The organism is Streptomyces sp. NPDC055099, assembly GCF_053607685.1.
In genome coordinates, this window is the sequence record NZ_JBSGUA010000008.1 from 196,292 (window position 1) to 220,160 (window position 23,869).

Below are 23,869 nucleotides of genomic sequence, written 5' to 3' on the forward strand. Positions count from 1 at the left end.
AACCTGATCCGAACAGTCATTCGAAAGTGTGAGCGATTCAATTTCCGGCCACCGCTTTCGCGGGGAGCGGCGTACGGCCCGGCCCCGGGAACCGCCCGACCGGCGCACGGGAACTGCCCGTCCGGCGCCCGACCGGCGTACGGAATCGCAAGGAATAGGGCCCCCAACCCCATTTGCACTCGGCCGAATCGCGCTCCGATCACCCCTCGGTAAGCTGACGGCATGACAGGACAGGTACGTACCGTCGACGGCCGCGTGGCCGGTCGGCGCGGTCAGGCGACGCGTCAGAAGCTGCTCGACTGCCTCAGCGAGATGCTCAGCTCCTCGCCCTACCGGGACGTCAAAGTCATCGACGTCGCCCGGAAGGCGGGGACTTCACCCGCGACCTTCTACCAGTACTTCCCGGACGTCGAGGGCGCCGTCCTGGAGATCGCCGAACAAATGGCCACGGAGGGCGCCGAGTTGACCCAGCTCCTCGACGGCCGCTCCTGGGTCGGCAAGGCGGGGTGGCAGACCGCGCAGGAGCTGGTCGAGGGCTTCCTCGATTTCTGGCGCAAGAACGACGCGATCCTCCGGGTCGTCGATCTGGGCGCCGCCGAGGGCGACAAGCGCTTCTACAAGATCCGCATGAAGATCCTGAACTCGGTCAACAACTCCCTTACGGACACGGTCAAGGAACTCCAGGCCAAGGGCAAGGTCGACAAGGACGTGAACCCGGCGGCGATGGCGGGTTCCCTGGTCGCCATGCTCGCCGCGGTCGCCTCGCACCAGCGGGGTTTCCAGACCTGGGGCGTCAAACAGGCCGAACTGAAGCCGAATCTCGCACTGTTGGTGCATCTGGGCGTAACAGGCAAGAAGCCGACGAAGTAAGCCATCCAGCACGACTCCGGCGTCGTCGGCGACGTCTCTTCTGACGCTTTCCCAAGTCCTGTCACAACCGCGGCGGATCACGGTCATCCAGTGATCCGCCGCTGTGTTCCCCGGGTACGCCAACGCCTCTAGTCCTGACGACGCTCCAGGCGGAACAGACGGATCTCCCGCTCCACCCGGGACTGGTACGTCGCGTACGGCGGCCAGAACTTCAGTGCCGCCTCCCAGGCCGCGGCACGCTCGTCGCCCGTCAACAGCCGCGCCCTGACCGGAATGTCCGCGCCCTGCCAGTTGACGTCGGCATCCGGATGGGCGATGAGGTTGCCGGTCCAGGCGGGATGCCCCGGCCGCCCGAAGTTGGAGCCGATCAGGACCCAACTCCCCGCCTCCTCCGGCATACAGGCCAGGGGTGTACGCCGCGGCAGCCCACTCTTGGCCCCGCGCACCGTCAGGATCACCCCCGGCAGCATCTTGGCGCTGAGCAGCACCTTGCCGCGGGTGAGGCGGTGCACGGTGCGGTCCATAGCGGGGATGAAGTGCGGGGCGACCTTCGCGAAGGCCCGGGTGGAGGAGACCTTCTGCATGAGACGGACGCCGGGGGCCTTCGGCTTGGGGGCCATCGGACCGGGAGCCTTCGCACCCGGGGCCATCAGACGTCCGCCGTCGACTGCGAGGGGGCGGGCGGCGGGGCGTCCGCCGTTGGCTGCGAGGGGGCAGGCGGCGGCGCGTCCGCCGTGGTGAACAGCTCGGCCCGTTCCGCCGCGCGTGCCCGCAGCCGGTGCACGGGTCCGAAGAGCAGCTCGTCGCTCGACGCCCGCTTGAAGTACAGATGCGCCTCGTGCTCCCAGGTGAACCCGATGCCGCCATGCAGCTGCACGGCCTCCGAGGCGGCGTTTCGCAGCGCGTCGAGCGACTGCGCGAGGGCGAGGCCACCCACCTGCTCGCGACTTCCGGGCTGCCCGGCCACCGCCCCGGTCACCGCCCCGGAGTCCACCCCCGTGGCCCACGCCGCGTAATACGCCGCCGACCGGGCGGCCTGTACCTGCACATACACATCCGCCAGGCGATGCTTGACCGCCTGGAAGGAGCCGATCGCCCGGCCGAACTGCTCGCGCTGCTTGACGTACTCGACGGTCCGCTCAAGGGCGCGGTCCGCCGCGCCCACGGCCTCGGCGGCGAGCACGGTCGCGGCGACGTCGCCGACGGCGGCGAGCGCGCCCGGCACCTCGGCGTCCTCCGCAATGCCGGAGCCCAGCAACTCCGCCTCCACGTCGCGCAGTTCGACGCGCGCCTGCGGCCGGGTCTCGTCGAGGGAGGTCTGCCGGGTGCGGACGAGTCCGGCGGCGCCCTCGCGCACGAGGTAGAGGAGCGTACGGGACCGGGCGAAGCCGCCCGTGTGCGCGGCCACGACGAGGAGCCCCGCGCTGTGCCCGTCGAGGACCTGCTCGGCCTGCCCGTAGAGCCGCCAGACCCCGTCAGCCGACAGCTTGGCCTGCACTCCGCCCGCACGGCCGCCGCCCGACCAGTCGCCGAGGTTGTCGCCGACCAGGCCGAGCGCGGTGGCGAGCCCGGTGCCGGGTACGGCGAGCGCGGCGGTGAGGCCGCCGGCCGCGATGCGGGGCAGGAGCTCCGCCCGCTGCTCATCGGTGCCGAGGCGCTGGATGAGCGGGGCGACGAGCGCGGCGGTGGCGAAGAGGGGCGAGGGGGTCAGGGCGCGGCCCAGCTCCTCGCTGCCGAGGGCGAGCTCCGCCGAACCGCACCCCACACCCCCGTACGCCTCGGGGAGGGCGATGCCGGGCAGGCCGAGCTGTTCGGCGAGGGCGGACCAGAGAGCGGCGTCGTACCCGGCGGGGGTGCGGACCGCGGCCTTCACCTCGTCGGGGCCGCAGCGTTTGGTGACGAGCTCACGAAGGGTGCGGCGGATTTCTTCCTGCTCCGCGGTGAAGGCGGCGTCCATCGGCGGGCTCCTCCCCCGGGTCGCGGCCGTGCCCCTCGGCGCCGTGCACGAGGGCGGGCCGCCCCGGATCTGACGGGCCGTCATGCTAAGGCGGCACCCGCCAGATGCACAGGCCCGTGACCAGATGCGCGGGTCCGCGACGGACGTAGCACCCTCCCGCGGCCGCACGCATCTGATGTACCGTCAGATTCATGCCAACTCCCCTCCCGCCAGGCCCAAAAGTGGAGCCACCGACGACAGGCGCGGGCACGGCACCCGGCCCGCACCTCCCCCACACCCCAGGCACGCCACGCACCCCACCCGCCCCACAGACCGAACGCACCCCACCCACCCCACGCACGCCCCGCACCCCGCGCAAGGTGGCCGTGGTCGGCATATCCCTCTCCGACTGCGGCCGCGTCGACGAGGCCACCCCCTACGCCCTGCACGCCCAGGCGGCCCGCCGCGCCCTGGCCGACTCGGGCCTCGGCCGCGAGGTCATCGACGGCATCGCGTCGGCGGGCCTGGGCACGCTCGCCCCGGTCGAGGTCGCCGAGTACCTGGGCCTGAAGCCGCGCTGGGTCGACTCCACCTCCGTCGGCGGCGCCACCTGGGAGGTCATGGCGGGCCACGCGGCGGACGCGATCGCGGCGGGCCGCGCGAACGCCGTACTCCTCGTCTACGGATCGACGGCGCGAGCGGACATCAAGGCGCACCGCCGCACGTCGAACCTCTCCTTCGGCGCGCGCGGCCCCCTCCAGTTCGAGGTCCCGTACGGGCACTCCCTGATCTCCAAGTACGCGATGGCCGCGCGCCGCCACATGCACGAGTACGGCACGACGCTCGAACAGCTCGCCTCGGTGGCCGTCCAGGCACGGGCGAACGCGGCGACGAACCCTGACGCGATGTACCGCGACCCGATCACGGTCGACGATGTCCTGAGCGGCCCGATGATCGCGGACCCGTTCACCAAACTGCACTGCTGCATACGTTCCGACGGCGGCTGCGCGGTACTCCTGGCGGCCGAGGAGTACGTGGCCGACTGCACCTCCACCCCGGTCTGGGTGCTCGGCACCGGCGAGCACGTCTCGCACACGACGATGTCGGAGTGGGAGGACTTCACGGTCTCCCCGGCGGCGGTGAGCGGCCGCCTGGCGTTCGAACAGGCCGGACTGCGCCCCGAGGACGTCGACATCGCCCAGATCTACGACGCCTTCACCTACATGACCCTGGTGACGCTGGAGGACCTGGGGTTCTGCGCGAAGGGCGAGGGCGGCGCGTTCGTGGAGAAGGGCCGCCTGCTGCGGGACGGCGAGCTGCCGACGAACACGGACGGCGGCGGGCTCTCGGCCCAACACCCCGGGATGCGGGGCCTGTTCCTGCTGGTGGAAGCGGTACGCCAGCTACGCGGCGAGGCAGGCGCGGCCCGCCAGGTCCGCAGGGCGGGAGGAAGCCTGCCGGAGGTGGCGGTGGCGTCGGGAACGGGCGGGTGGTTCTGCTCGTCGGGAACGGTGATCCTCGGGAGGTGAGGGTTCGTACGGCGAGGGCGAGGGCGCCGCTGCCGCTACGGCTACGACTACGGGCTACGGGCTACGGGCTACGGGCTACGGCGCACGCTCCCGTAGATTCGCCGGATGGACGACACCTCCCCACAGAGCGCCCCACAGACCACCCCCCAGACCACCCCCCAGACCGCCCCGCAGACCGCCCCGCAGACCGACGACGCGTCCGCCCGCGGCCGGGCTCTGCTGCGCACGCTCCGTGTCTGGGACACCGACCTGCCCCCGTTCGACCTGGAGGCAGCCCCCGACCGGCCGCTGCCGCTGTTCTGGGAGTGGTTCACGGACGTGGCGAGCGCGGGGCAGGTGGAGCCGCACACGATGAGCCTGGCGACGGTCGACGAGTCGGGCCGCCCGGACGTACGGACGCTGATGCTGCACGACGCCGACGAGGCCGGCTGGCACTTCGGCTCGCACGCGGGCAGCGCGAAGGGCCGCCAGCTCGCGGCGCACCCGGAGGCGGCGCTCGGCTTCTACTGGCCCGCGCAGGGCCGCCAGGTCCGGGTACGCGGGCGCGTCACGGCAGCGGGCCCCGAGGCAAGCCGCGCCGACCTCGCACACCGTTCGACGGGGGCCCTGGCCTCGGCCCTGGTCGGCAGGCAGAGCGAAGTACTGCCCTCGTACGACGACTTGGTGAGCGCAAGCCAGTCCGCCTGGGAGCGCGCCCAGTCGGACCCGGACGCCCCGGCACCGAGCTGGACGCTGTACGTACTCGCCCCGACGGAGGTCGAATTCTTCCAGGGAGACGTACGACGCCGTCACGTACGACTGCGGTACCGGATGGCGACGGGCGGGGCGGGGGATGCCGGGCAGGCGGGGTGGGTCAGGGAGCTGCTCTGGCCGTGAGGACACCGGGCGGGGGCCCGCTCGGGCGGAGGCCCGCTCGGGGTGCGGAGGACGGCCCGGAGCGGGGGCTGTCGTGGGGGCCCTGCCGTGGCATCAGTTTCCGGTGGACGGAAGCCGCGAAGGGCGCCGCCTGCACGTAAATCCCGGCAGGCGGCTGGCGGGCACGCCGCAGGGTGGGATTTTGGTGCAAGCGGCTGCCGCGAGGGGCGCTGCGTGCACGCCGTGCACGTCGCCTCCTGCCGGGCGGCAGCTGCGACAGGCACCCGAGAGGGGCGCGTCGGTGGCCAGGTGTCAGTGCGTGAAGCTGTACTGGGTGAAGTCTCGGATCGGGCGATAGCCGAGGCGTTGGTACAGCGCGTTGCTCGTGGGGTTGTCGGCGTCGGTGAAGAGCAGCACCTCGTCCGCGCCCGCCGCAAGCGCCGTACGGCTCACCTCTGCGGTGACCGCGCCCGCGTAGCCGCGTCCCCGGAGGTGAGCGGGGGTGTAGACAGGGGCGACCCGGATCTGACCCGCGACCCGGCGGGTGTTGCCCGCCATCGCCGCAGGGGTGCCGTCGGGCGTCTCCCAGAGGGTGACGCCCCCGTAGGCGATACGGGCGTCGGCCCACTCGCCGGCACCCATCGCCCCCTTCTCCCCGAGGGCCTCGTGGAACTCCCCGTGCCACCGCACGAGCAACTCCCGGTCGCCGACGCTCGCGATACGCGCGCCGCCGGCCGGTGCGGGCTCGGGCGGGGTCAGGGTGCCGAGGCGGTACAGCCGCTGGGGGTAGCTGACGGCGGCGGTCGCCTTCGTCCGCCGCTGCCAGGCCGCCGCGAACGCCGCTGCCGTGGCACTCTCGGCCCCCACCCCGGCCGGTTCGAGCCCCGCGTCCGCCAGCACCCCGGCCAGCTCTTCGGCGGCGGCTTCGTCAGGGAGCGGGCTCAGGGCGAGGAAGTGCGGCGGAGTCCACAGAAACGCACCGGTCACCTTGCCGGCCCGGCCGTCCCCTGCCTCCTCCGCGCGGATTCCGAAGAGGGGGTCTTCCGTCCCGTACACATGCAGCCCGCGCACCCGCAGCGTGTCGCTGACGCTGAGCAGCGCGGTGTGCAGGGCGGGTGCCGAGTGCAGGAAAGCCGCCGCGCGGGAGAGGAACTCGTCGAGGTCAGGGGTCAACTGCCAACCGGAGTACGGAGAGGAGGCCATGCGCCATGATCCCCCGCACCGCGCCGTCGACAGAAACGAGTTACGGAGTAGGGAGTGCGGGGCAGGGAGTGCGGAGCAAGGGGTGCGGAGCAGGGAGTGCGGAGCAAGGGGTGCGGAGCAGGGAGTGCGGAGCAAGGGGTGCGGAGCAGGGAGTGCGGAGCAAGGGGTGCGGAGCAGGGAGTACGAAGCCACTCAGTTTCCCGCCGCCCGCCGCGCGCCGCGCACCTGACGCCACCTACCGCCCACCTCGCGCCGCCCGCCTCACCCCACCCGCCGGAACACCGGCACCGTAACGCCAGCGACGCCCGTAACCCCCGCGACGCCCTCGACGCCCGCGGCCCCCGCAACGCCCCCCTCCTCCCGCCCCGCCCCCCGGAACGCGACCTCAAGCGCCATCCCTATCCGCAGCTCGTCCTCCCCGCAGTCGACGACCTCCGTCATCATGCGCGGGCCCTCGGCGAGGTCGACGACGGCGGCCACGTACGGGACGCGGGAGCCGAAGGGCGGCAGGTCGTTCCGGTGCACCACGGACCAGGTGTAGAGCGTGGCGGCGCCGCTCGCCCGATCCCAGGTGACGTCCTCGCTCCAGCAGTGCGGGCAGAACTCCCGCGGATAGTGGTGCGCCTTGCCGCAGCCGCCGCAGCGGCGGATCAGGAGCTGCCCGTCGGCCGCCGCGTCCCAGTAGGGCCGGGTGAAGGCGTCGGGCTCGGGAAGGTCGAAGCGCGGGGCCGGGGCCGGCGCCGGGCCCGAGTCCGAAGAGGAGCCCGAGGGCGGACCCGAGCCCGAGCCCGAGCCCGAGCCCGAGCCCGAGGCGCTCACAGGAACAACCCCAACCCGCTGTCCAGCGACCACGTCTGCCACGACATGGCGAACAGCGCGACGAGCGAGATCAGCGCCATCATCGCGTTCTGGCCCTGCTCGGCCCAGTCGTGGATCATGAGGACGAGGTAGAGGAGATTGAGCAGCAGGCCGCCGACGAGCGCGACGGGGGTCAGGAAGCCGACGATCAGGCCGAGTCCCAGAGCGAGTTCGGCGTACACGACGACGTACGCCATGGTCTTGGGGCGGGGCGCGACCACCGTGGAGAAGCCGCTGCGGACCGCGTTCCACTTGTGCTTCTGGGCCACGTCCGCCGCCCAGGCAATCCCCGTGCCCCGCTCGAACCAGCCCTTCTTGTCCTTGTGCCGCCAACTCTCCAGCCACCACAGGCCGAGGCCTATGCGCAGCACGGCGAGCCATTCGGCGCCGGTGAGCCAGATCGTGTCCATGCGGCGGCTTCTCCCAGTCCGGTACGGGTTTCTGACGGTACGTCAGTTCAGCGTATGCCCGTCGCCTGCGCAAGGGGCGTACGCAAGAGGGCGTACGCCACGCGGGCCTGCCGACGTGCCGCGCGACCCATGGACGCAGGGCGCGCCGCGCATACCCGTGATCAATTCGCAATCGGTTTGGGGCTTGACCGTCCCCCATCAAGTGACCACGTGATTACTCTCAGATTCATGGCCGACACCACTCCCCCACAAGCGCCACAACAAGACCGCCCTGTGTACGTCGTCGGCGGCGGACCCGGCGGCCTCTCCGTCGCGGCCGCGCTGCGTGCCCGCGGTGTACGCGCGGTCGTGCTCGAGAAGTCCGACCGGGTCGGCGCCTCCTGGCGCAGGCACTACGACCGCCTGCACCTGCACACGACACGCCGCCTCTCCGCCCTGCCCGGACTCGCGATACCCCGCTCCTTCGGACGCTGGGTGTCACGTGACAACGTCCTGCGCTACCTGGAGAAGTACGCGGAGTTCCACCAGCTGGAGATCGTCACCGGCGTCGAGGTGTCCCGCCTGGAGCGCACCGCCGACGGCAACGGCTGGCTGCTGCACGCCACCGGCGGCCGCGAGCTGACCGGCAGCGCGGTGGTGATCGCCACCGGGTACAACCACACGCCCCACGTACCGGACTGGCCCGGCCGCGACACGTACTCAGGCGAGCTGGTGCATGCGAGCGCCTACCGCGAGCCCAGCCCCTACGCGGGCAAGGACGTCCTGGTCGTGGGCGTCGGCAACACCGGCGCCGAGATCGCCGTCGACCTCGTCGCAGGCGGTGCGGCCCGCGTCCGTCTCGCGGTGCGCACCGCGCCGCACATCGTCCGCCGCTCCACGGCGGGCTGGCCCGCGCAGCGCACGGGAATCCTGTGCCGCAGGCTGCCCGTCCGCCTCGTGGACCGGCTCGCGGGCCCGATCGCGAAGGTCAGCGTCCCCGACCTGTCCGCGAAGGGGCTGCCCCGGCCCGACACAGGCCTGTACTCGCGGGTGAAGGAGGGCGCGATCCCGGTCCAGGACGTGGGCCTGATCGACGCGGTACGCAAGGGCAAGGTCGAACCGGTCGCGGCGCTCGACTCCTTCGAGGACGGCAAGGTCGTCCTTGCCGACGGCACGCGGATCGGCCCCGAGGCGGTCATCGCGGCCACGGGGTACCGGCGCGCCCTCGAACCGCTCCTCGGTGACCTCGGCGTACTCGACGAGAAGGGCGCCCCGCTGGTCCGCGGCGCCCGCACGTCCAAGTCGGCCCCCGACCTGTACTTCACCGGCTTCACGAACCCCATCAGCGGCATGCTCCGGGAAATGGCCCTGGACGCAGAAAAGATCGCAAAGGCAATCGCAAGGACACCCTGAGCCCCACAAGGGGCGCGAGGAACAACGCACCCAACCACAACGGCCCGCAGCCACCCGACGAACACTCCGCGCCCCATAGGGGCGCGGGGAACGGCGCGCTCAACCACAACGGCCCCCGCAGACACCCGACGGACCGTCGCCCCCCCAAAGGGGCGCGGGGAACTGCGCGCTCAACCACAACGGCCCCCGCAGACACCCGACGGACCGTCGCCCCCCCAAAGGGGCGCGGGGAACTGCGCGACCAGCCAAAACAAACCCGCACCACCCCCACGACCCCCTCCCCAATCCCCCAGTGGCCGGTACTACCCCCTCCCGGCGCCCCCGCCCCCCGGAGGGGGAGTAGCCCCCCAGGGCACCTGGGTACCGCTAAAGGGCCGCCCCACTCTTTGCATGCAGCCCTGTTCCTGACACAGCGTCAGTTCAGTAATCTGACTATGCGTCAGTTGCACTGCACTGCATTGCTGTCACACAGGAGCGGGCGGACCGATGCTTGGATCGACTTACGGCACCTTCACCACCGACCCCCGCCGCGCGCGTGTTGTGGCCTGCGGCGAAGCCCCGGCACCCGCCGTCCACGGACACGCCGCCACGGCGGACGACCTGGACGTCAGCGGACGCCCCCTGCACGCCGACATACCGGATCTGGACCGGTTCTTCCGGCCAGAGTCCGTCGCCGTCATCGGCGCCTCGGACGCCGAAGGCCGGCCGAACACCGGCATCACGCGCCAGCTCATGGACTGGGCCGAGCGGTGCGGCGCCCGGCTGCACCCCGTCCATCCCACCCGTCAGACCGTCTTCGGCACCCCCTGTTTCCCGTCCGTCGCGGACCTGCCGGAGCAGGTGGATCTGGCCGTACTCCTCGTCAGTGACCCCCTTCCGGTGATCGAGGAACTCGCCGAGTCCAAGGTGAAGTTCGCCGTCGCCTTCGCCTCCGGCTTCGCGGAGACCGGCGAGGAGGGCGCCGCCGCCCAGGCCCGCCTGGCCGCCGCCGTGGAGCGCTCCGGCCTGCGGCTGCTCGGGCCCAACACCAACCTCAACGCCTTCGAGAAGTTCCGCGACGACCTCGAAGGCCCCGCCATCGCCCTGATCACCCAGTCCGGCCACCAAGGGCGCCCCGTCTTCACGATGCAGGAGATCGGCGTACGTCTCTCGCACTGGGCGCCCACCGGGAACGAAGCAGACCTGGAGACCTCCGACTTCATCTCCTACTTCGCCGAGCGCCCCGAGGTCGGGGCCATCGCCTGTTACGTCGAGGGGCTCAAGGACGGCCGCTCCTTCCTGCTCGCCGCCGACCGCGCCGCCCAGCGCGGCGTACCCGTCGTCGCGGTCAAGGTCGGCCGCACCGAGACCGGCGCCCGCATGGCCGCCTCACATACCGGCAAGCTCACCGGCGCCGACACCGTCGTCGACGCGGCGATGCGGCAGTACGGCGTGATCCGCGTGGACGGGCTCGACGAACTGCAGGACACGTCCGCCCTGTTGGCGCGCGCGAGGCCGCCCAAGGCCGAGGGCGTCGTCGTGTATTCGATCTCGGGCGGCACGGGCGCGCACTTCTCGGACCTGGCGACCGAGGCGGGGCTGCGGCTCCCGCCGCTCTCGGACGCCAAGCAGGCGGAGCTGCACCAGTGGATACCCGACTACCTGAACGTCGCCAACCCCGTCGACAACGGCGGGCACCCGGTGGGCGACTGGCGCGGCCGGAAGATCATCGACGCGATCCTGGACGATCCGGAGGTGGGGGTGCTGATCTGCCCCATCACCGGCCCCTTCCCGCCGATGAGCGACAAACTGGCGCAGGACTTGGTGGACGCGGCGGAGCAGACGGACAAGCTGGTGTGCGTGGTGTGGGGCTCGCCCGTCGGCACCGAGGAGGCCTACCGCACGACGCTGCTCGGCTCGTCCCGCGTCGCCACCTTCCGTACCTTCGCCAACTGCATCACGGCGGTGCGGGCCTATCTCGACCACCACCGCTTCACGACCCGCTACCGCTCCCCCTTCGCCGAGGCCCCGCGCACGGCCTCGCCGTCCTTCCGCAAGGCGCAGGCCCTGATGCGGCCCGGCCAGCAGCTGAGCGAGCACGCGGCGAAGCAGTTGCTGCGCGCGTACGGGATTCGCGTACCGCGCGAGCAGCTGGTGACCAGTGCGGCGGCGGCCGTGCGGGCGGCCGGGCTCGTCGGCTACCCGGTGGTGATGAAGGCGTCCGGGGCGCGGCTCGCCCACAAGAGCGACCTGGGTCTGGTGAAGGTCGGGCTGACCTCGGCGAGCCAGGTGCGGGACGCCTACCGGGACCTGACCGACATCGCCCGCTACGAAGGCATCGCGCTGGACGGCGTCCTGGTCTGCCAGATGGTGGAGCGGGGCGTCGAGATGGTGGTGGGTGTGACGCAGGACGAGCTGTTCGGGCCGACGGTGACCGTCGGGCTCGGGGGTGTGCTCGTCGAGGTGCTGCGGGACGTGGCCGTACGAGTGCCGCCCTTCGGCGAGGACCAGGCGCTCGCGATGCTTTCCGAGCTGCGCGGGCGGCCCTTGCTGGACGGGGTGCGCGGCGGGCCGCCGGTCGATGTGGACGCGCTCGTCGAGGTGGTGCTGCGGGTCCAGCGGATGGCTCTTGAGCTGGGCGACGAGTTGGCCGAGCTGGACATCAACCCCCTGATGGTGCTGCCCCGGGGGCAGGGCGCGGTCGCCCTGGACGCCTTGGCCGTCTGCCGCTGAGCGAGTCCTCGCGACACCGCTTCGCGGCACGCCTCTCCCACCTGCCCGCCTGAAAACCCCGCAGCGAAATGGAGTACGCAGCCCCATGACACCCCCCTCCCCCGACACCGAAACCGATCCAACCAATCCAACCGATCCAACTGATGCAGCCGACCCGACTGATCCAGCCGGCCCGACTGCTCCCCTCGACTCATTGGTACTCCACGCCACTGACAACGGCGTCTCGTGGATCACGCTCAACCGGCCCGAAGCCATGAACGCCGTCACCTGGGACCAGCGCGAACGCGTCATCTCGCTCCTCGCGGACGCCTCCGCCGACCCCGGCGTCCGAGCCGTCGTCCTCACCGCCACCGGCAAGGGATTCTGCGCGGGGGCGGACCTGCGCGGGTCCCCCGGCTCCGCCACCAGCTCCGCCACCGACTCCGCCACCGAGCGCGTGCCCGGCGACGTGGCCCGCATGATCAAGCTGGGCGCCCAGCGCCTGATCGCCGCCGTCCTGGACTGCGAGAAGCCGGTCATCGCCGCGGTCAACGGAACGGCCGCGGGCATCGGCGCGCATCTCGCGTTCGCCTGCGATCTCGTCATAGCCGCCGAACAGGCCAAGTTCATCGAGGTGTTCGTCCGCCGGGGACTGGTGCCCGACGGCGGCGGCGCCTATCTCCTCCCGCGCCTCATCGGCCCGCAGCGGGCCAAGGAGCTGATGTTCTTCGGGGACTCCGTGCCGGCCGCGGACGCCGAACGGCTCGGCCTCGTCAATCGCGTCGTACCGGCGGACGAACTGGAGAAGACGGCCCGCACCTGGGCGGAACGCCTCGCGACGGGCCCGACCCGCGCCATCGCCATGACCAAGCAACTGGTCAACGCGTCCCTCGAATCGGACCGCACCACAGCCTTCGCGGCGGAAGCGGCGGCCCAGGAGATCAACATGACGACGCGGGACGCGAACGAGGGCGTAACCAGCTTCGTGGAACGCCGCACACCTTCGTACGAGGGCCGCTGAACGCTACTCAGGACCGCATTCGGGCCCGCATGGGGCCGTCGACCCGGCACCCCCGCACCCTCGTCGGCTCTACCCCTTCCCATCTGACGACCCGTCAGCTTCAATGGCTGGTGTGATGGGACATGCAGGGATGGCGGCCACCGTCGTCCGATATCTCAGGTCGGTCGGAGCACCGACCGGCGCCGGGCCGGTCGAAGCCCTTCCGCGTCCGCAGTTGCGGGCCGTCGGTGAGGACGAGCGGGCGCCGCTCGGTGCGGGTGAGTTCCGGCGTGTGCTCGGGAACTTCGCGACCGGTGTGACCGTTGTCACGGCACCGGCATCCGAAGGGGAGGACGGTCCGGCCGGGTTCGCCTGTCAGTCCTTCTCCTCGCTCTCCCTCGACCCGCCCCTGGTCACCTTCATGGTCGCGCGTACGTCGACGACGTGGCCCCGCATCGCACGCGCGGGCGTCTTCTGCGTCAACATCCTGGGCGCCGACCAAGGAGACCTGTGCCGCGGCTTCGCGGTCAGCGGCGCCGACAAGTTCGCGGGGGTCGCGTACGACGCGGCGCCCGTCACCGGCTCGCCCCGCCTGGCCGGCGTACCGGCCTGGATCGACTGCACGATCCAGGCGGTGCACACCGGGGGCGACCACCTGATCGTGGTCGGCAGGGTGGACGCCCTGGACGCCACCGACGACGGCGAACCGCTGCTCTTCCACCGGGGAAAGTTCGGCAGGTTCGACGGATTCGGCGGTTCCGGCCCGTCCGCTACGTGAGCGCGGGCGACCGTACGGCCGACTCGTCACCGACCCGCCGGATCACCAGGGCCATCAGCGCCGCCGCCGCGCACAGCGCCCCCGAGGCGATCCACATCACGTCGTACGACCCGAAGGCATCGCGTACGACGCCGCCGATGACGGCCACGAGCGCGGCTCCCACCTGGTGCGAGGCGAGCACCCAGCCGAAGACGATGGCGCTGTCGTCGCCGTACTGCTCGCGGCACAGGGCCAGGGTCGGCGGCACGGTCGCCACCCAGTCGAGGCCGTAGAAGACGATGAAGAAGATCATCGGCGGGTGCACGGTCGGCGCGAGCAGCAGCGGCAGGAAGAGCAGCGAGACGCCGCGCAGCGCGTAGTACACGGCAAGCAGACGCCGCGCGTCGAAGCGGTCCGTGAACCAGCCGGAGGCAATCGTCCCCACGACGTCGAAGACTCCGATGACGGCGAGGAGCGAGGCGGCCGCCGTGATCGGCATGCCGTGATCGTGCGCGGCGGGCACGAAGTGTGTCTGGATCAGGCCGTTCGTCGAGGCGCCACAGATGGCGAAGGTCCCGGCGAGCAGCCAGAACGGTCCGGTGCGGGCCGCCTTGAACAGCACGGTGACCGCCCGCCGCGCGGCCCCCGTGGCGGGCGGCGGCTTCTCCACGAATTCCTCGGAACCGTACGGCTTCAGGCCCACGTCCGCCGGGTGGTCGCGCAGCAGCAGCCACACGAACGGGACGACGACGAGCGCGGCGAGGGCGACGGTCACCGCGGCGGGCCGCCACTTGTACGTCTCCACCAGCCAGGAGAGCAGCGGCAGGAAGATCAGCTGCCCGGAAGCGGAGGCGGCCGTCAGGATGCCCGTGACGAGTCCGCGCCGCGTGGTGAACCAGCGGTTCGTGACGGTGGCGGCGAAGGCGAGCGCCATGGACCCGGAGCCGAGCCCGACGAGCAGTCCCCAGCACAGAAGGAGCTGCCAGGCGTGCTGCATCCACACGGTGAGCCCGGAGCCGAGCGCGATCACGATGAGAGCGACCGCCACGACCCGCCGGATGCCGAAGCGGTCCATCAGCGCGGCGGCGAACGGCGCGGTGAGCCCGTACAGCGCGAGGTTGATGGAGACCGCGAGGCCGATCGTGCCGCGCGACCAGTGGAACTCGTCGTGCAGCGGGTCGATGAGCAGGCCCGGCAGGGAGCGGAAGGCGGCGGCGCCGATGATCGTCACGAAGGTGACGGCGGCGACGAACCACGCCCGGTGGATACGGCGGCGGCGCCTCGGCACCTCCAAGGGCGGCTCGACCGCCTGATTCACGTCTGTCTGGGTCACGACAACCAGCATCGGGATACGTCCATGCCCGAACGAGTGGCCCGAAGGACAGCATTGGCTAGGATCAGGCCATGACTGATCGCGCCATGATCCCAGCGAGCGTCGGCGCCCCGGGAGCGCCGGGAGTGCCGGGAGGGCCGGGAGGGCCCGTCACCGCACGTCACCGCGTGGTGGTCCTGGCCCTGGACGGCGTCATCCCCTTCGAGTTCGGCATCCCGCAGCGGATCTTCGGCCGCGCGCGGAACGCCGACGGCGCGTTCCTGTACGAGGTCCTGACCGCCTCCGTCCGCGAGCCGGGCCCGGTGCGCACGGACGCCGACTTCTCGATCCTCGTGGAGAACGGCCCGCAGGTCCTGGCCACGGCCGACACGGTCGTGATCCCCGCGTCGTACGAACTCGGGCCGGTCTACGAGGAGGGCCAGCTGACCGGCGAACTGGCGTCGGCCCTGGCGCACGTCCGGCCGGGCACCCGCATGATCTCCATCTGCACGGGCGGGTACGTCCTGGCCGCCGCCGGCTATCTCGACGGCCGCACGGCGACCACGCACTGGGCGTCGGCGGAGCACTTCCAGCGGCTCTTCCCGCAGATCACGGTGGACCCGGAGGTGCTCTTCATCGACGACGGTGACGTGCTCACCTCGGCCGGTGTGGCCGCGGGCCTCGACCTCTGCCTCCATGTCGTGCGCGGCGACCACGGATCGGCGGTCGCCAACGACGTCGCCCGCCGTACGGTGGTGCCGCCGCACCGGGACGGGGGCCAGGCCCAGTACATCGAACGCCCCGTTCCGGAACCGCAGTTCGCGACGACGACGACCGCGCGGGCGTGGGCGCTGGCCCGCCTCCACGAGCCGATCCAGCTCCGTGACATGGCGGACCAGGAGTCCATGTCCGTACGCACCTTCACGCGCCGGTTCCGCGAGGAAGTGGGGATCAGCCCAGGCCAGTGGCTCGCGCAGCAGCGGGTCGAGCGGGCCCGCCATCTCCTGGAGTCGAGCGATCTCTCCGTGGACCGGATCGCGCGGGACGCGGGCTTCGGTACGGCGCAGTCGATGCGGGGGCACTTGCAGGCGGCTCTGGGGGTTACTCCTACCGCCTACCGCCGTACGTTCCGCGCCGGAGCGTTCCCCGGGCCCGGGCGGTGAGCCCCCGTGGCGGTCGCCCCCTTACAGAACAAACCTTTCCCGCCCACCCACCCGATCACCCCGCAGCACCACCCGAACGAACAGACCCCAACTAACAGACCCCAACTAACAGACCTCTCCTGCACGCAAAGACCAACCCCCTCTCAAAACGTCAGCACCCCCCTCGCCACCCGCCCCGCCTCCGCGTCCCCCACCGCCTTCGCGAAGTCCTCCACCGGGTACGTCTCCGTCACCAGTTCATCGAGGAGCAGGCGTCCCGCCCGGTAAAGCTCCGCGTACAGGGCGAAGTCCCGTTGCGGGCGGGCCGAGCCGTAGCGGCAGCCCAGGATCGACTTGTCCAGGAACAGGGACGACACCAGGAACGACGCCTCGGCCGTGGCCGGCGGCACCCCAAGGAGGATCGCCTGGCCGTGCCGGTCCAGGAGGTCGATCGCCTGCCGGATCAGCTCGACCCGGCCCACGCACTCGAAGACGTGGTCCGCACCGGTCGGCAGCAACTCCTTGACCCCCTCCGCGTCCGCCGACGAGAAGAAGTGCGTCGCGCCGAACTGCCGTGCCACCGGCTCCTTCCCGGGGTTCGCGTCGACCGCCACGATCCGCGTCGCACCGGCGATCCTCGCCCCCTGCAGCACGTTCAGGCCGATGCCGCCGGTACCGATCACCACGACGCTGTCCCCCCGGTCGACCTTCGCCCGGTTGAGCACGGCGCCGACCCCCGTCACCACCCCGCAGCCGATCAGCGCGGCCGACGTCAGCGGAATGCCCGCCGGGATCTTCACCGCCTGCACGGCCTTCACCACCGTGCGTTCCGCGAACGCGGAGTTCGCGGCGAACTGGTAGATGGGCTCGCCGCCCCGCGAGAACGGCTGGTCCGGCATCCCGATCGCGCGCCGGCACATGGTCGGCCGCCCCCGGTTGCACTCCCCGCACGCCCCGCAGCTCGCGATGGTCGACAGCGCCACATGGTCACCGGCCGCCACATGGGTCACCCCCGCGCCGACCGCCTCCACCACCCCCGCCCCTTCGTGCCCGAGCACCACCGGCGAGGGGAAGGGGATGGTTCCGTCGATCACGGAGAGGTCGCTGTGACACAGGCCCGCGGCCTTGACGGCGACCAGTACCTCACCCGGCCCCGGGTCCCGTATCTCCAGGTCGTCGACGACCTCGACCCTGCTTCCCTCGGCCCTGCTCCTGTCGAAAACGACACCCCTCATCGCGACTCCCTCGGCAGGCCGAGCACGCGCTCGGCGATGATGTTCCGCTGAATCTCGTCCGAGCCGCCGTAGATGGTGTCGGCCCGCGTGAAGAGGAAAAGCCGTTGCAGCGCGTCGAGTTCGTAGGGGTCGGACTCGCTCCAGTCCCCTGGGCCGACCGCCCCCGCGGCGCCCCGCACCGCCATGGCCAGCTCACCCAGGCGCTGATGCCACCCGCCCCACAGCAGCTTGGCCACACTCGGCGCTCCCGCCCCGGCCTGACTGCCGCCACCGCCCGAACTCCCCAACGTAAGCAGCGCGTTCCACCGCATGACGCGCAACTCCGCCCACTGCCGTACGAGACGGTCCCGCAGCACGGGGTCGTCGACGGCGCCGCTCGCGACGGCCTCCCGGACGACGCCGCCCAGTTCCTCCGCGAAGCCGATCTGCTGCACGAGCGTGGAGACACCCCGCTCGAAGCCGAGCAGTCCCATGGCCACGCGCCACCCGTTGCCGGGGCCGCCCACCACGTGCGAGGCACGTGCGACCGCCCCGTCGAAGAAGACCTCGTTGAACTCGCTCGTTCCCGTCAACTGCCGTATGGGGCGCACCTCGACGCGCCCCGGCTGGTCCATCGGCAGGAGCAGGAAGGAAATCCCCTGGTGCCCGACGGACCCCGCCTCCGTCCGCGCGAGCACGAAGCACCAGTCCGCCTCGTGCGCGAGGGAGGTCCAGATCTTCTGCCCGGTGACGCGGTACACCTCACCGTCCCGCACCGCCGAGGTCCGCAGCCCCGCCAGGTCCGAGCCGGCCCCGGGCTCGCTGTAGCCCTGGCACCACAGCGCCTCGCCGCGCGCGATGGGCGGCAGGAACTCGTCCCGCTGCTCCTGTGTGCCGTACGCGAGGAGGGTGGGGGCAAGCAGGTTCTCGCCGATGTGGCCATAGCGCCCCGGCGCCCGCACGCGCGCGTACTCCTCGGCCCAGACGACCTGCTGGGTCAGCGTCGCCCGCCGATTCCCGTACGCACCGAGACCGGGCCCCGCGCCCGCACCATCCCCATCGCCCGCACCGCTGTCCCACCCAAGGCCGATCCACCCACCCCGCCCCAACTCCCGCTCCCAGGCCCGCCTTTCCGTCGCCCCCTCATGCTCGCTGCCGGGCCCGCCGCTCCCCGCCGCCCCGGCGAACACCCCCGTCAGGTGCTCCTCGAGCCACGCCCGTGCCTCCGCCCGGAACTCCTCGTCCCGCGGCCCGAATCCGAACTCCACCGCCCGGCCCGCCCGGCCTACGCGTTCGGCCGGTCTTTGGCGGCCGCGGCCTTCGCCATCGCCTCCAGCTGGGCCAGCATCGGCATCGGGTCGACCCCCACCGTCCCCGGCAGGAAGTCGGCGATCTTCTCCGGGGTCCAGCCGCCCTCGACATACCCGGCACGCAGCTCACGGGGCTGGGCCCATACGGCGATCTTCGGTCCGGCCACCGTGTAGACCTGCCCGGTGATCTTCTCCTGCCGGGCCCGCTCGCTCAGCAGATACGTGACCAGCGCGGCCACATCCTCCGGCTCCCCGATCTCCTTGAGCTCCATGGGGACGTTGGCGGACATCCGTGTGCGCGCGACGGGAGCCACCGCGTTCGCCGTCACGCCGTACTTGTTCAGGCCGAGGGCCGCGCTGCGCACCAGCGAGATGATGCCGCCCTTGGCCGCGCTGTAGTTGGCCTGCGCGACGGAACCCTGGTGGTTGCCGCTGGTGAAGCCGATCAGCGTGCCCGTGCCCTGCTTGCGCATGACCGCCGACGCGGCCCTGAAGACGGTGAACGTGCCCTTCAGGTGCGTGGCGACCACCGGGTCCCACTCCTGCTCGGACATGTTGAACAGCATCCGCTCGCGCAGGATTCCGGCCACGCAGACCACGCCGTCGATGCGCCCGTACTCGGCGAGCGCGATGTCGACGATCCGCTGCCCGCCCGCCATGGTGGAGATGTCGTCGGCGACGGCCACGGCCTCGCCGCCCGCCGCTTGGATCTCCTTGACCACGCCGTCGGCTATCTCACTGGTCGGTTCCGCGCCCTCCATGGAGACGCCGTAGTCGTTGACGACGACCTTCGCCCCCTCGGCCGCGGCGGCGAGCGCGACCGCTCTGCCGATGCCGCGCCCGGCACCGGTCACGGCCACCACCTTGCCTGCCAAGAAGTTCCCCACGTCCGGCCCCTTCCCGCGGTTTCTGACGGACCGTTAGATTCTATGACCCGTCAGATACCCGAAGACAAGACCCGGGGAGTACCCATGTCAGACTCGGCACCCACCGGCCCGGCATCCACAGACGCCGCGCAACCGACCGGATCAGCCCTGCCGCCCGAGTTCTTCGACATCGCCAAACGCGTGAACAACTGGGGCCGTTGGGGCACGGACGACGAGATCGGCACGCTCAACCTCATCACCGACGACGTCGTCCGCGAGGCCGCCGCGTCCATCCGCACCGGCCGCCGGGTCGCGCTCGCGCTGCCCCTCAAGGAGGACGGCGTCCAGACGGGCCTGATACCCGGCCGGGCCAACCCCCTGCACGCGATGGTGCAGATCAACCAGGAGCTCTTCGGCCCCGGCACGGTCGCCACCAGCGACGACGTCGTCACGATGGGGCTGCAGGCGGCCACCCACTGGGACGCGCTCACCCACGTGTCGCACTCGGGAAAGATCTACAACGGCCGCCCGGCGGACACCATCACCGCCCACACCCGCGCGCAGTTCAGCGGTATCGACAAGGTGCCGCACCTCGTCTCGCGCGGTGTGCTGCTCGATGTCGCCCGCGCCAAGGGTGTGGACCGGCTGCCCGGCGATCACGCGGTCACCCCCGAAGATCTCGCGGAGGCCGAGGAGTTCGCGGGGCTCACCGTGCGTGCCGGTGACATCGTCCTCGTACGCACCGGGCAGATCCAGACGTATCTGGCGGGCGACAAGCACGCGTACGGGTACCCGTCCCCCGGCCTCTCGGTGCGCACCCCGGAGTGGTTCCACGCGCGTGATGTCGCGGCGGTCGCCAACGACACCCTCACCTTCGAGATCTTCCCGCCGGAGATCGAGAACCTGTGGCTGCCCGTACACGCGCTCGACCTGGTGGAGATGGGGATGCTGCAGGGCCAGAACTGGAATCTGGAAAAGTTGTCCACAGCCTGTGCAGAAGTTTCCCGCTACAGCTTCCTTCTCTCGGCGATGCCCGAGCCGTTCGTCGGCGGCACGGGGACGCCCGTCGCGCCGGTCGCGGTGCTGTGAGCGTGCCGTGAGCGAGTCGTGAGCCTTCGGATGGCGGCGCCCCGGCTCCCGCCCCGAGCGCGATGCCGCGCGCCGCCATCCGGCTCCGGCGCCCTGGTCCTGCCCTACTCGGCCACGAAGGGACCGACGCCGACGGCGACCCACATCTCGCCGAGGTCCGGGTCACAGGTCACCGTCCCTCGACGTCCCCTCGCGGCGAATCGCTGCACACAAGCGTGATCAATCGGACACGGTACGTCAACACCCGTCCGGTGATTAATGAATTATGCCGCTTATGTACGGGACGCGCACGGCCGCGCATCGTGGCACGCGACGGCGCATGCGGGCGCCCGGGGCCGCCACACAGCCCGCTGGGACCGACAGGAGGCTCCGGACCGTCAAGCGGGGCTCAGACCGCCTCGTACGCCACGTCTTCGTAGGTCGTCCCGTCGAACGCGACCGCCGCGACGCCCGGCTCGCACCGGTCCACCTCGCACCAGATGCTCTTTCCCGCACCTTCGGCCTGCCAGCCCCAGCGGTCGGCGAGGCCGTCGACGAGTTCCAGGCCCCGGCCGTTGGTGGCGTCACCGTCGGCGTGCCGCTGCTTGGGCGGACGCGCGCTGGCGTCGGCGACCTCGACCCTGACCGTCCCCGCCGCCGTGCCCGCTCCCGCCTCCGCGGCTTCGTCGGGCACGTCCGGGACGTCGGGGAGCCGCATGCGCAGCACGGCCGGACAGCCCGTGTGCACCACCGCGTTGGTGACCAGCTCCGAGATCAGCAGGATCAGCGTCTCGGCCAGTGGCTCGTCGGCCCCTATCCCGGAACCGGCGAGCCGCGAACGCGCCCACCTTCGGGCCCGCCCCACCTCTGCGGGATCGGGCCTGACCTCCAGCTGAACTTGAAGCACCTGCACCGCTCACACCATCCGAACCGGCGGACACATCGCCTCGCGACTCCACAGGGTCACGGAACGTGATCCCCTTGAGAGACAGCATGGTTGACGTTCAGTCACCCCAACAAGCGCTTCAGGCATATTCCAGCGCGAAGGAGTACGCGTGCGGCATACTGTGCGACGCGCGCTGCGGGGGGTCGAACAGGCGGGCATACAGCCCCTTCCTGCACTGCGAGCGGCATGCATTGCCGGCTCCGGCGCCGCCTCGGGGGCAGCACCGGCATGGCTCGACCTCAGAACCACTCGCATCTGACACAAGGTACCGGAGCGGAAGCCCGACTCCATGCCGTGACGAGTCACGCATAGGACACAACCCGGTATCGACGCTCCGGTATCGACGCTCAGTAGCCTCCTCCCCCTTCGCGGACCGCACAAGTCGATCATTGCGCGCTCCTGTGGGGCTCACAGGGCCGCCGCGAGCTCCTCCTCGGCGCGGGCGGCCGACTGCCCGAGGCCGGCCCGCACCCAGGCCCGCTTCAGATGCAGGTGCACGTCGGCCTCCCAGGTGAAGCCCATCCCGCCGTGCACCTGGAGGCAGTCGCGCGCGCCGCGCACCGCCGCGTCGTCGGCGAGCAGCTTGGCCGCCGCGATCTCCGCCGCGTCACCGGTCACTGACGCCGCGTACACGGCGGCGCGGGCAATCTCGGTGCGGACGAGCATCTGCGCGCAGAGGTGCTTGACGGCCTGGAAGGACCCGATGGAGCGGCCGAATTGGGTACGTTCACGTGCATAACGGACTGCCATATCGCAGGTCCTGCCCGCACTGCCGAGCTGTTCCGCCGCGAGCAGCAGGTCGGCCTCCGAGGCTTCGGAGGCTACGGAGGCTACGGACGCTTCGGAGGCTTCGGACGCTTCGGAGGCCTTCGCGCCCTCCGTCCGTTCGCCCGGCACCCGGTGCAGCGGTGTCAGCGGGTCGACCGACCGCAGCGGCAGGGCTCCGGAGGCGTCGCCGTGGACCACGTCCGCCTCGTCGAGCCAGGGGACGAGGCCGCCGGACACGGCTGTCACCACGGTCGTTCCCTGGGCTGCTCCCGGTACGCCGGGCGCCGCGAGGAACGTGGCCACCAGCGGCCCGGGGAGCAGCGCGCGCCCCGCCTCCTCGAACGCCAGGACCGCTTCCGGAAGTCCGAGTCCGACCCCGCCCTGTGCCTCCGGCACCCGCAGCGAGAAGAACCCGGCGTCGCCGAGCTCCCGCCACAGGGCCCGGTCCAGCGTGGGCGTCCCGGAGTCCGCGGCCTCCCGCAGCGCGGCCCGGTCGAACCGCCCCTCCAGGACGTCGCGCACCCCGTCCCGCAACGCGATCTGATCCTCCGTGAGTTGGAAGTCCACGCGTGCCCTCACCGCCCCTTCGGGAGGCCGAGTATCCGCTCGGCCACGATGTTCTGCTGGATCTGCGAGGTCCCGGCGGCGATCGTGTACGAGAGGGAGGAGAGCCGGTCCAGGGTCCACTCGTGGCCGAGGTCCAGCGCGCCGGGGCCGAGGACCTCGCCGGCCGTTTCGTACAGCTCCTGGCGTGCGTGTGAGTAGCGCAGCTTGAAGACGGAGCCGCCGATGCCCGGCACTCCGGTCCCGGCCCGCTGCGACTCGCTGACGTTCCACTGCGTGAGCCGCCACAGCGCCCCGAACTCGGCGCTGAGCCTGCCGAGCCTGCGCCGGAGCACCGCGTCGTCCCAGCGGCCGTTCTTGCGGGCCTCGCGGGCGAGGTCGCCGAGGACCCGGCGGCAGGCGACGACCTCCCCCACGAAGGCCGTCCCCCGTTCGTAGGAGAGCGTCACCATCGTCACGCGCCAGCCGTCGTTCTCGGCGCCGACCCGGTTGGCGACCGGCACCCGCACCTCGTCGAGGAACACCTCGGCGAACTCGGTCGATCCGGCGAGCGTGCGCAGGGGGCGGACGGTGATGCCGGGGGCGTCCATCGGCATCGCGAGCCAGGAGATGCCGCGGTGCTTGGGCACGCCTTCGCTCACCGGTGTCGTGCGCACGAGGAGCTCGCACCAGTCGGCGACCTCCGCGTGCGAGGTCCAGATCTTGGAGCCGCTCACCACGTAGTGGTCGCCGTCGCGCCACGCGCGCGTGCGCAGCGACGCGAGGTCGGAGCCCGCGTCGGGTTCGCTGAAGCCCTGGCACCACACCTCGTCGCCGCGCAGGACGGGCGGCAGCCACCGGGCCCGCTGTTCGGCGGTCCCTTCGGAGGCGATGGTGGGGCCCGCGTGCAGCAGGCCGACGAAGTTCGCGCCCACGTAGGGCGCGCCCGCCTTCTCGGTCTCCTCCAGGAAGATCAGGTGCTGGGTGGGGGTGGCTCCTCGGCCGCCCGCGTCGACGGGCCAGTGCAGGCCCGCGTATCCGGCGTCGTACAGCCTGCGCTGCCATCCCATGTCGTAGGCCCGGCGTCCCGGCCAGTCCAACGGGTCGGGGCGCGGCGGGAGTTGGGGAAGGGTGCGGGCGAGCCATGCGCGCAGGCCCGCCCGGAAGGATTCCTCCTCCTCGGTGTAGGTGAGGTCCAC

21 protein-coding genes are annotated in these 23,869 nt (G+C 71.6%); 9 read left to right on the forward strand and 12 right to left on the reverse strand.

What is annotated here, in order from left to right; all coding sequences use genetic code 11:
• Positions 1-222: 222 nt before the first annotated feature.
• Positions 223-870, forward strand: coding sequence for a TetR family transcriptional regulator (locus ACWFRU_RS21365; protein WP_453689197.1), 648 nt, complete (start codon positions 223-225; stop codon positions 868-870).
• 128 nt (positions 871-998) lie between these two features.
• Here the strand turns inward: ACWFRU_RS21365 and ACWFRU_RS21370 are convergent, their stop codons facing one another.
• Both ACWFRU_RS21370 and ACWFRU_RS21375 read right to left on the reverse strand, forming a co-directional pair.
• Positions 999-1,490 (reverse strand): nitroreductase family deazaflavin-dependent oxidoreductase, encoded by a 492-nt coding sequence (locus ACWFRU_RS21370; protein ID WP_453689199.1) that lies wholly within the window; start codon positions 1,488-1,490, stop codon positions 999-1,001.
• Between the two features lie 29 nt (positions 1,491-1,519).
• Positions 1,520-2,827: an acyl-CoA dehydrogenase family protein gene (locus tag ACWFRU_RS21375; RefSeq protein ID WP_453689201.1), complete on the reverse strand. Its 1,308-nt coding sequence runs from the start codon at positions 2,825-2,827 to the stop codon at positions 1,520-1,522.
• Positions 2,828-3,192: 365 nt separating this feature from the next.
• Here ACWFRU_RS21375 and ACWFRU_RS21380 point away from each other — a divergent pair, with 365 nt between their 5' ends.
• Together ACWFRU_RS21380 and ACWFRU_RS21385 are read left to right on the forward strand one after the other, a co-directional pair.
• Entirely contained in the window at positions 3,193-4,335 is a 1,143-nt protein-coding gene (locus ACWFRU_RS21380) for a thiolase C-terminal domain-containing protein (RefSeq protein ID WP_453689203.1), read from the forward strand.
• Positions 4,336-4,440: 105 nt separating this feature from the next.
• Positions 4,441-5,211 (forward strand): pyridoxine/pyridoxamine 5'-phosphate oxidase, encoded by a 771-nt coding sequence (locus ACWFRU_RS21385; protein WP_453689205.1) that lies wholly within the window; start codon positions 4,441-4,443, stop codon positions 5,209-5,211.
• 291 nt (positions 5,212-5,502) lie between these two features.
• Here ACWFRU_RS21385 and ACWFRU_RS21390 read toward each other — a convergent pair whose 3' ends face one another.
• From ACWFRU_RS21390 to ACWFRU_RS21400, 3 genes are all read right to left on the reverse strand, one after another.
• On the reverse strand, positions 5,503-6,393 hold the full coding sequence (locus tag ACWFRU_RS21390) for a GNAT family N-acetyltransferase (RefSeq protein WP_453689207.1): 891 nt from the start codon (positions 6,391-6,393) through the stop codon (positions 5,503-5,505).
• 261 nt (positions 6,394-6,654) lie between these two features.
• Positions 6,655-7,212, reverse strand: coding sequence for a Zn-ribbon domain-containing OB-fold protein (locus tag ACWFRU_RS21395; RefSeq protein ID WP_453689209.1), 558 nt, complete (start codon positions 7,210-7,212; stop codon positions 6,655-6,657).
• Positions 7,209-7,661, reverse strand: a complete 453-nt coding sequence (locus tag ACWFRU_RS21400; protein ID WP_453689211.1) for a DoxX family protein — start codon at positions 7,659-7,661, stop codon at positions 7,209-7,211. Before ACWFRU_RS21400 ends, ACWFRU_RS21395 begins: the two co-directional genes overlap by 4 nt.
• A 228-nt stretch (positions 7,662-7,889) precedes the next feature.
• Here ACWFRU_RS21400 and ACWFRU_RS21405 point away from each other — a divergent pair, with 228 nt between their 5' ends.
• The 4 genes from ACWFRU_RS21405 (at position 7,890) to ACWFRU_RS21420 (ending at position 13,522) form a co-directional block, all read left to right on the forward strand.
• Complete coding sequence (locus tag ACWFRU_RS21405) at positions 7,890-9,053, forward strand: flavin-containing monooxygenase (protein WP_453689213.1); 1,164 nt, start codon at positions 7,890-7,892, stop codon at positions 9,051-9,053.
• Positions 9,054-9,539: 486 nt separating this feature from the next.
• Positions 9,540-11,765 carry an acetate--CoA ligase family protein gene (locus tag ACWFRU_RS21410; RefSeq protein WP_453689215.1) on the forward strand — a complete coding sequence of 742 codons (2,226 nt, stop codon included), beginning with the start codon at positions 9,540-9,542 and terminating at the stop codon, positions 11,763-11,765.
• Positions 11,766-11,850: 85 nt separating this feature from the next.
• Entirely contained in the window at positions 11,851-12,765 is a 915-nt protein-coding gene (locus tag ACWFRU_RS21415; RefSeq protein ID WP_453689217.1) for an enoyl-CoA hydratase/isomerase family protein, read from the forward strand.
• Between the two features lie 115 nt (positions 12,766-12,880).
• Positions 12,881-13,522: a flavin reductase family protein gene (locus ACWFRU_RS21420; protein WP_453689472.1), complete on the forward strand. Its 642-nt coding sequence runs from the start codon at positions 12,881-12,883 to the stop codon at positions 13,520-13,522.
• Here ACWFRU_RS21420 and ACWFRU_RS21425 read toward each other — a convergent pair.
• Positions 13,515-14,846, reverse strand: coding sequence for an MFS transporter (locus ACWFRU_RS21425; RefSeq protein WP_453689218.1), 1,332 nt, complete (start codon positions 14,844-14,846; stop codon positions 13,515-13,517). The genes ACWFRU_RS21420 and ACWFRU_RS21425 overlap by 8 nt on opposite strands.
• A gap of 59 nt (positions 14,847-14,905) precedes the next feature.
• On the opposite strand from ACWFRU_RS21425, the gene ACWFRU_RS21430 reads away from it, so the two are divergent.
• Positions 14,906-15,976, forward strand: coding sequence for a GlxA family transcriptional regulator (locus ACWFRU_RS21430; RefSeq protein WP_453689220.1), 1,071 nt, complete (start codon positions 14,906-14,908; stop codon positions 15,974-15,976).
• A 143-nt stretch (positions 15,977-16,119) separates the two neighbouring features.
• Here ACWFRU_RS21430 and ACWFRU_RS21435 read toward each other — a convergent pair whose 3' ends face one another.
• From ACWFRU_RS21435 to ACWFRU_RS21445, 3 genes are read right to left on the reverse strand one after another with little or no spacing between them, the layout of a single operon-like run.
• The gene (locus ACWFRU_RS21435) at positions 16,120-17,190 is read right to left on the reverse strand and encodes a Zn-dependent alcohol dehydrogenase (protein WP_453689222.1); all 1,071 of its coding nucleotides are present in this window, start codon (positions 17,188-17,190) and stop codon (positions 16,120-16,122) included.
• A complete protein-coding gene (locus ACWFRU_RS21440) occupies positions 17,187-18,437 on the reverse strand; it encodes an acyl-CoA dehydrogenase family protein (protein ID WP_453689223.1) in 1,251 nt (416 codons plus the stop codon). Before ACWFRU_RS21440 ends, ACWFRU_RS21435 begins: the two co-directional genes overlap by 4 nt.
• A 17-nt stretch (positions 18,438-18,454) precedes the next feature.
• Complete coding sequence (locus tag ACWFRU_RS21445) at positions 18,455-19,366, reverse strand: SDR family NAD(P)-dependent oxidoreductase (RefSeq protein WP_453689225.1); 912 nt, start codon at positions 19,364-19,366, stop codon at positions 18,455-18,457.
• 84 nt (positions 19,367-19,450) lie between these two features.
• Here ACWFRU_RS21445 and ACWFRU_RS21450 point away from each other — a divergent pair, with 84 nt between their 5' ends.
• On the forward strand, positions 19,451-20,434 hold the full coding sequence (locus ACWFRU_RS21450; RefSeq protein WP_453689226.1) for a cyclase family protein: 984 nt from the start codon (positions 19,451-19,453) through the stop codon (positions 20,432-20,434).
• Positions 20,435-20,822: 388 nt separating this feature from the next.
• On the opposite strand, the gene ACWFRU_RS21455 is transcribed toward ACWFRU_RS21450, so the two are convergent.
• From ACWFRU_RS21455 to ACWFRU_RS21465, 3 genes are all read right to left on the reverse strand, one after another.
• Positions 20,823-21,326: an ATP-binding protein gene (locus ACWFRU_RS21455; RefSeq protein WP_453689228.1), complete on the reverse strand. Its 504-nt coding sequence runs from the start codon at positions 21,324-21,326 to the stop codon at positions 20,823-20,825.
• 441 nt (positions 21,327-21,767) lie between these two features.
• Positions 21,768-22,694, reverse strand: a complete 927-nt coding sequence (locus ACWFRU_RS21460; protein ID WP_453689230.1) for an acyl-CoA dehydrogenase family protein — start codon at positions 22,692-22,694, stop codon at positions 21,768-21,770.
• Between the two features lie 8 nt (positions 22,695-22,702).
• Positions 22,703-23,869, reverse strand: a complete 1,167-nt coding sequence (locus ACWFRU_RS21465; RefSeq protein ID WP_453689232.1) for an acyl-CoA dehydrogenase — start codon at positions 23,867-23,869, stop codon at positions 22,703-22,705.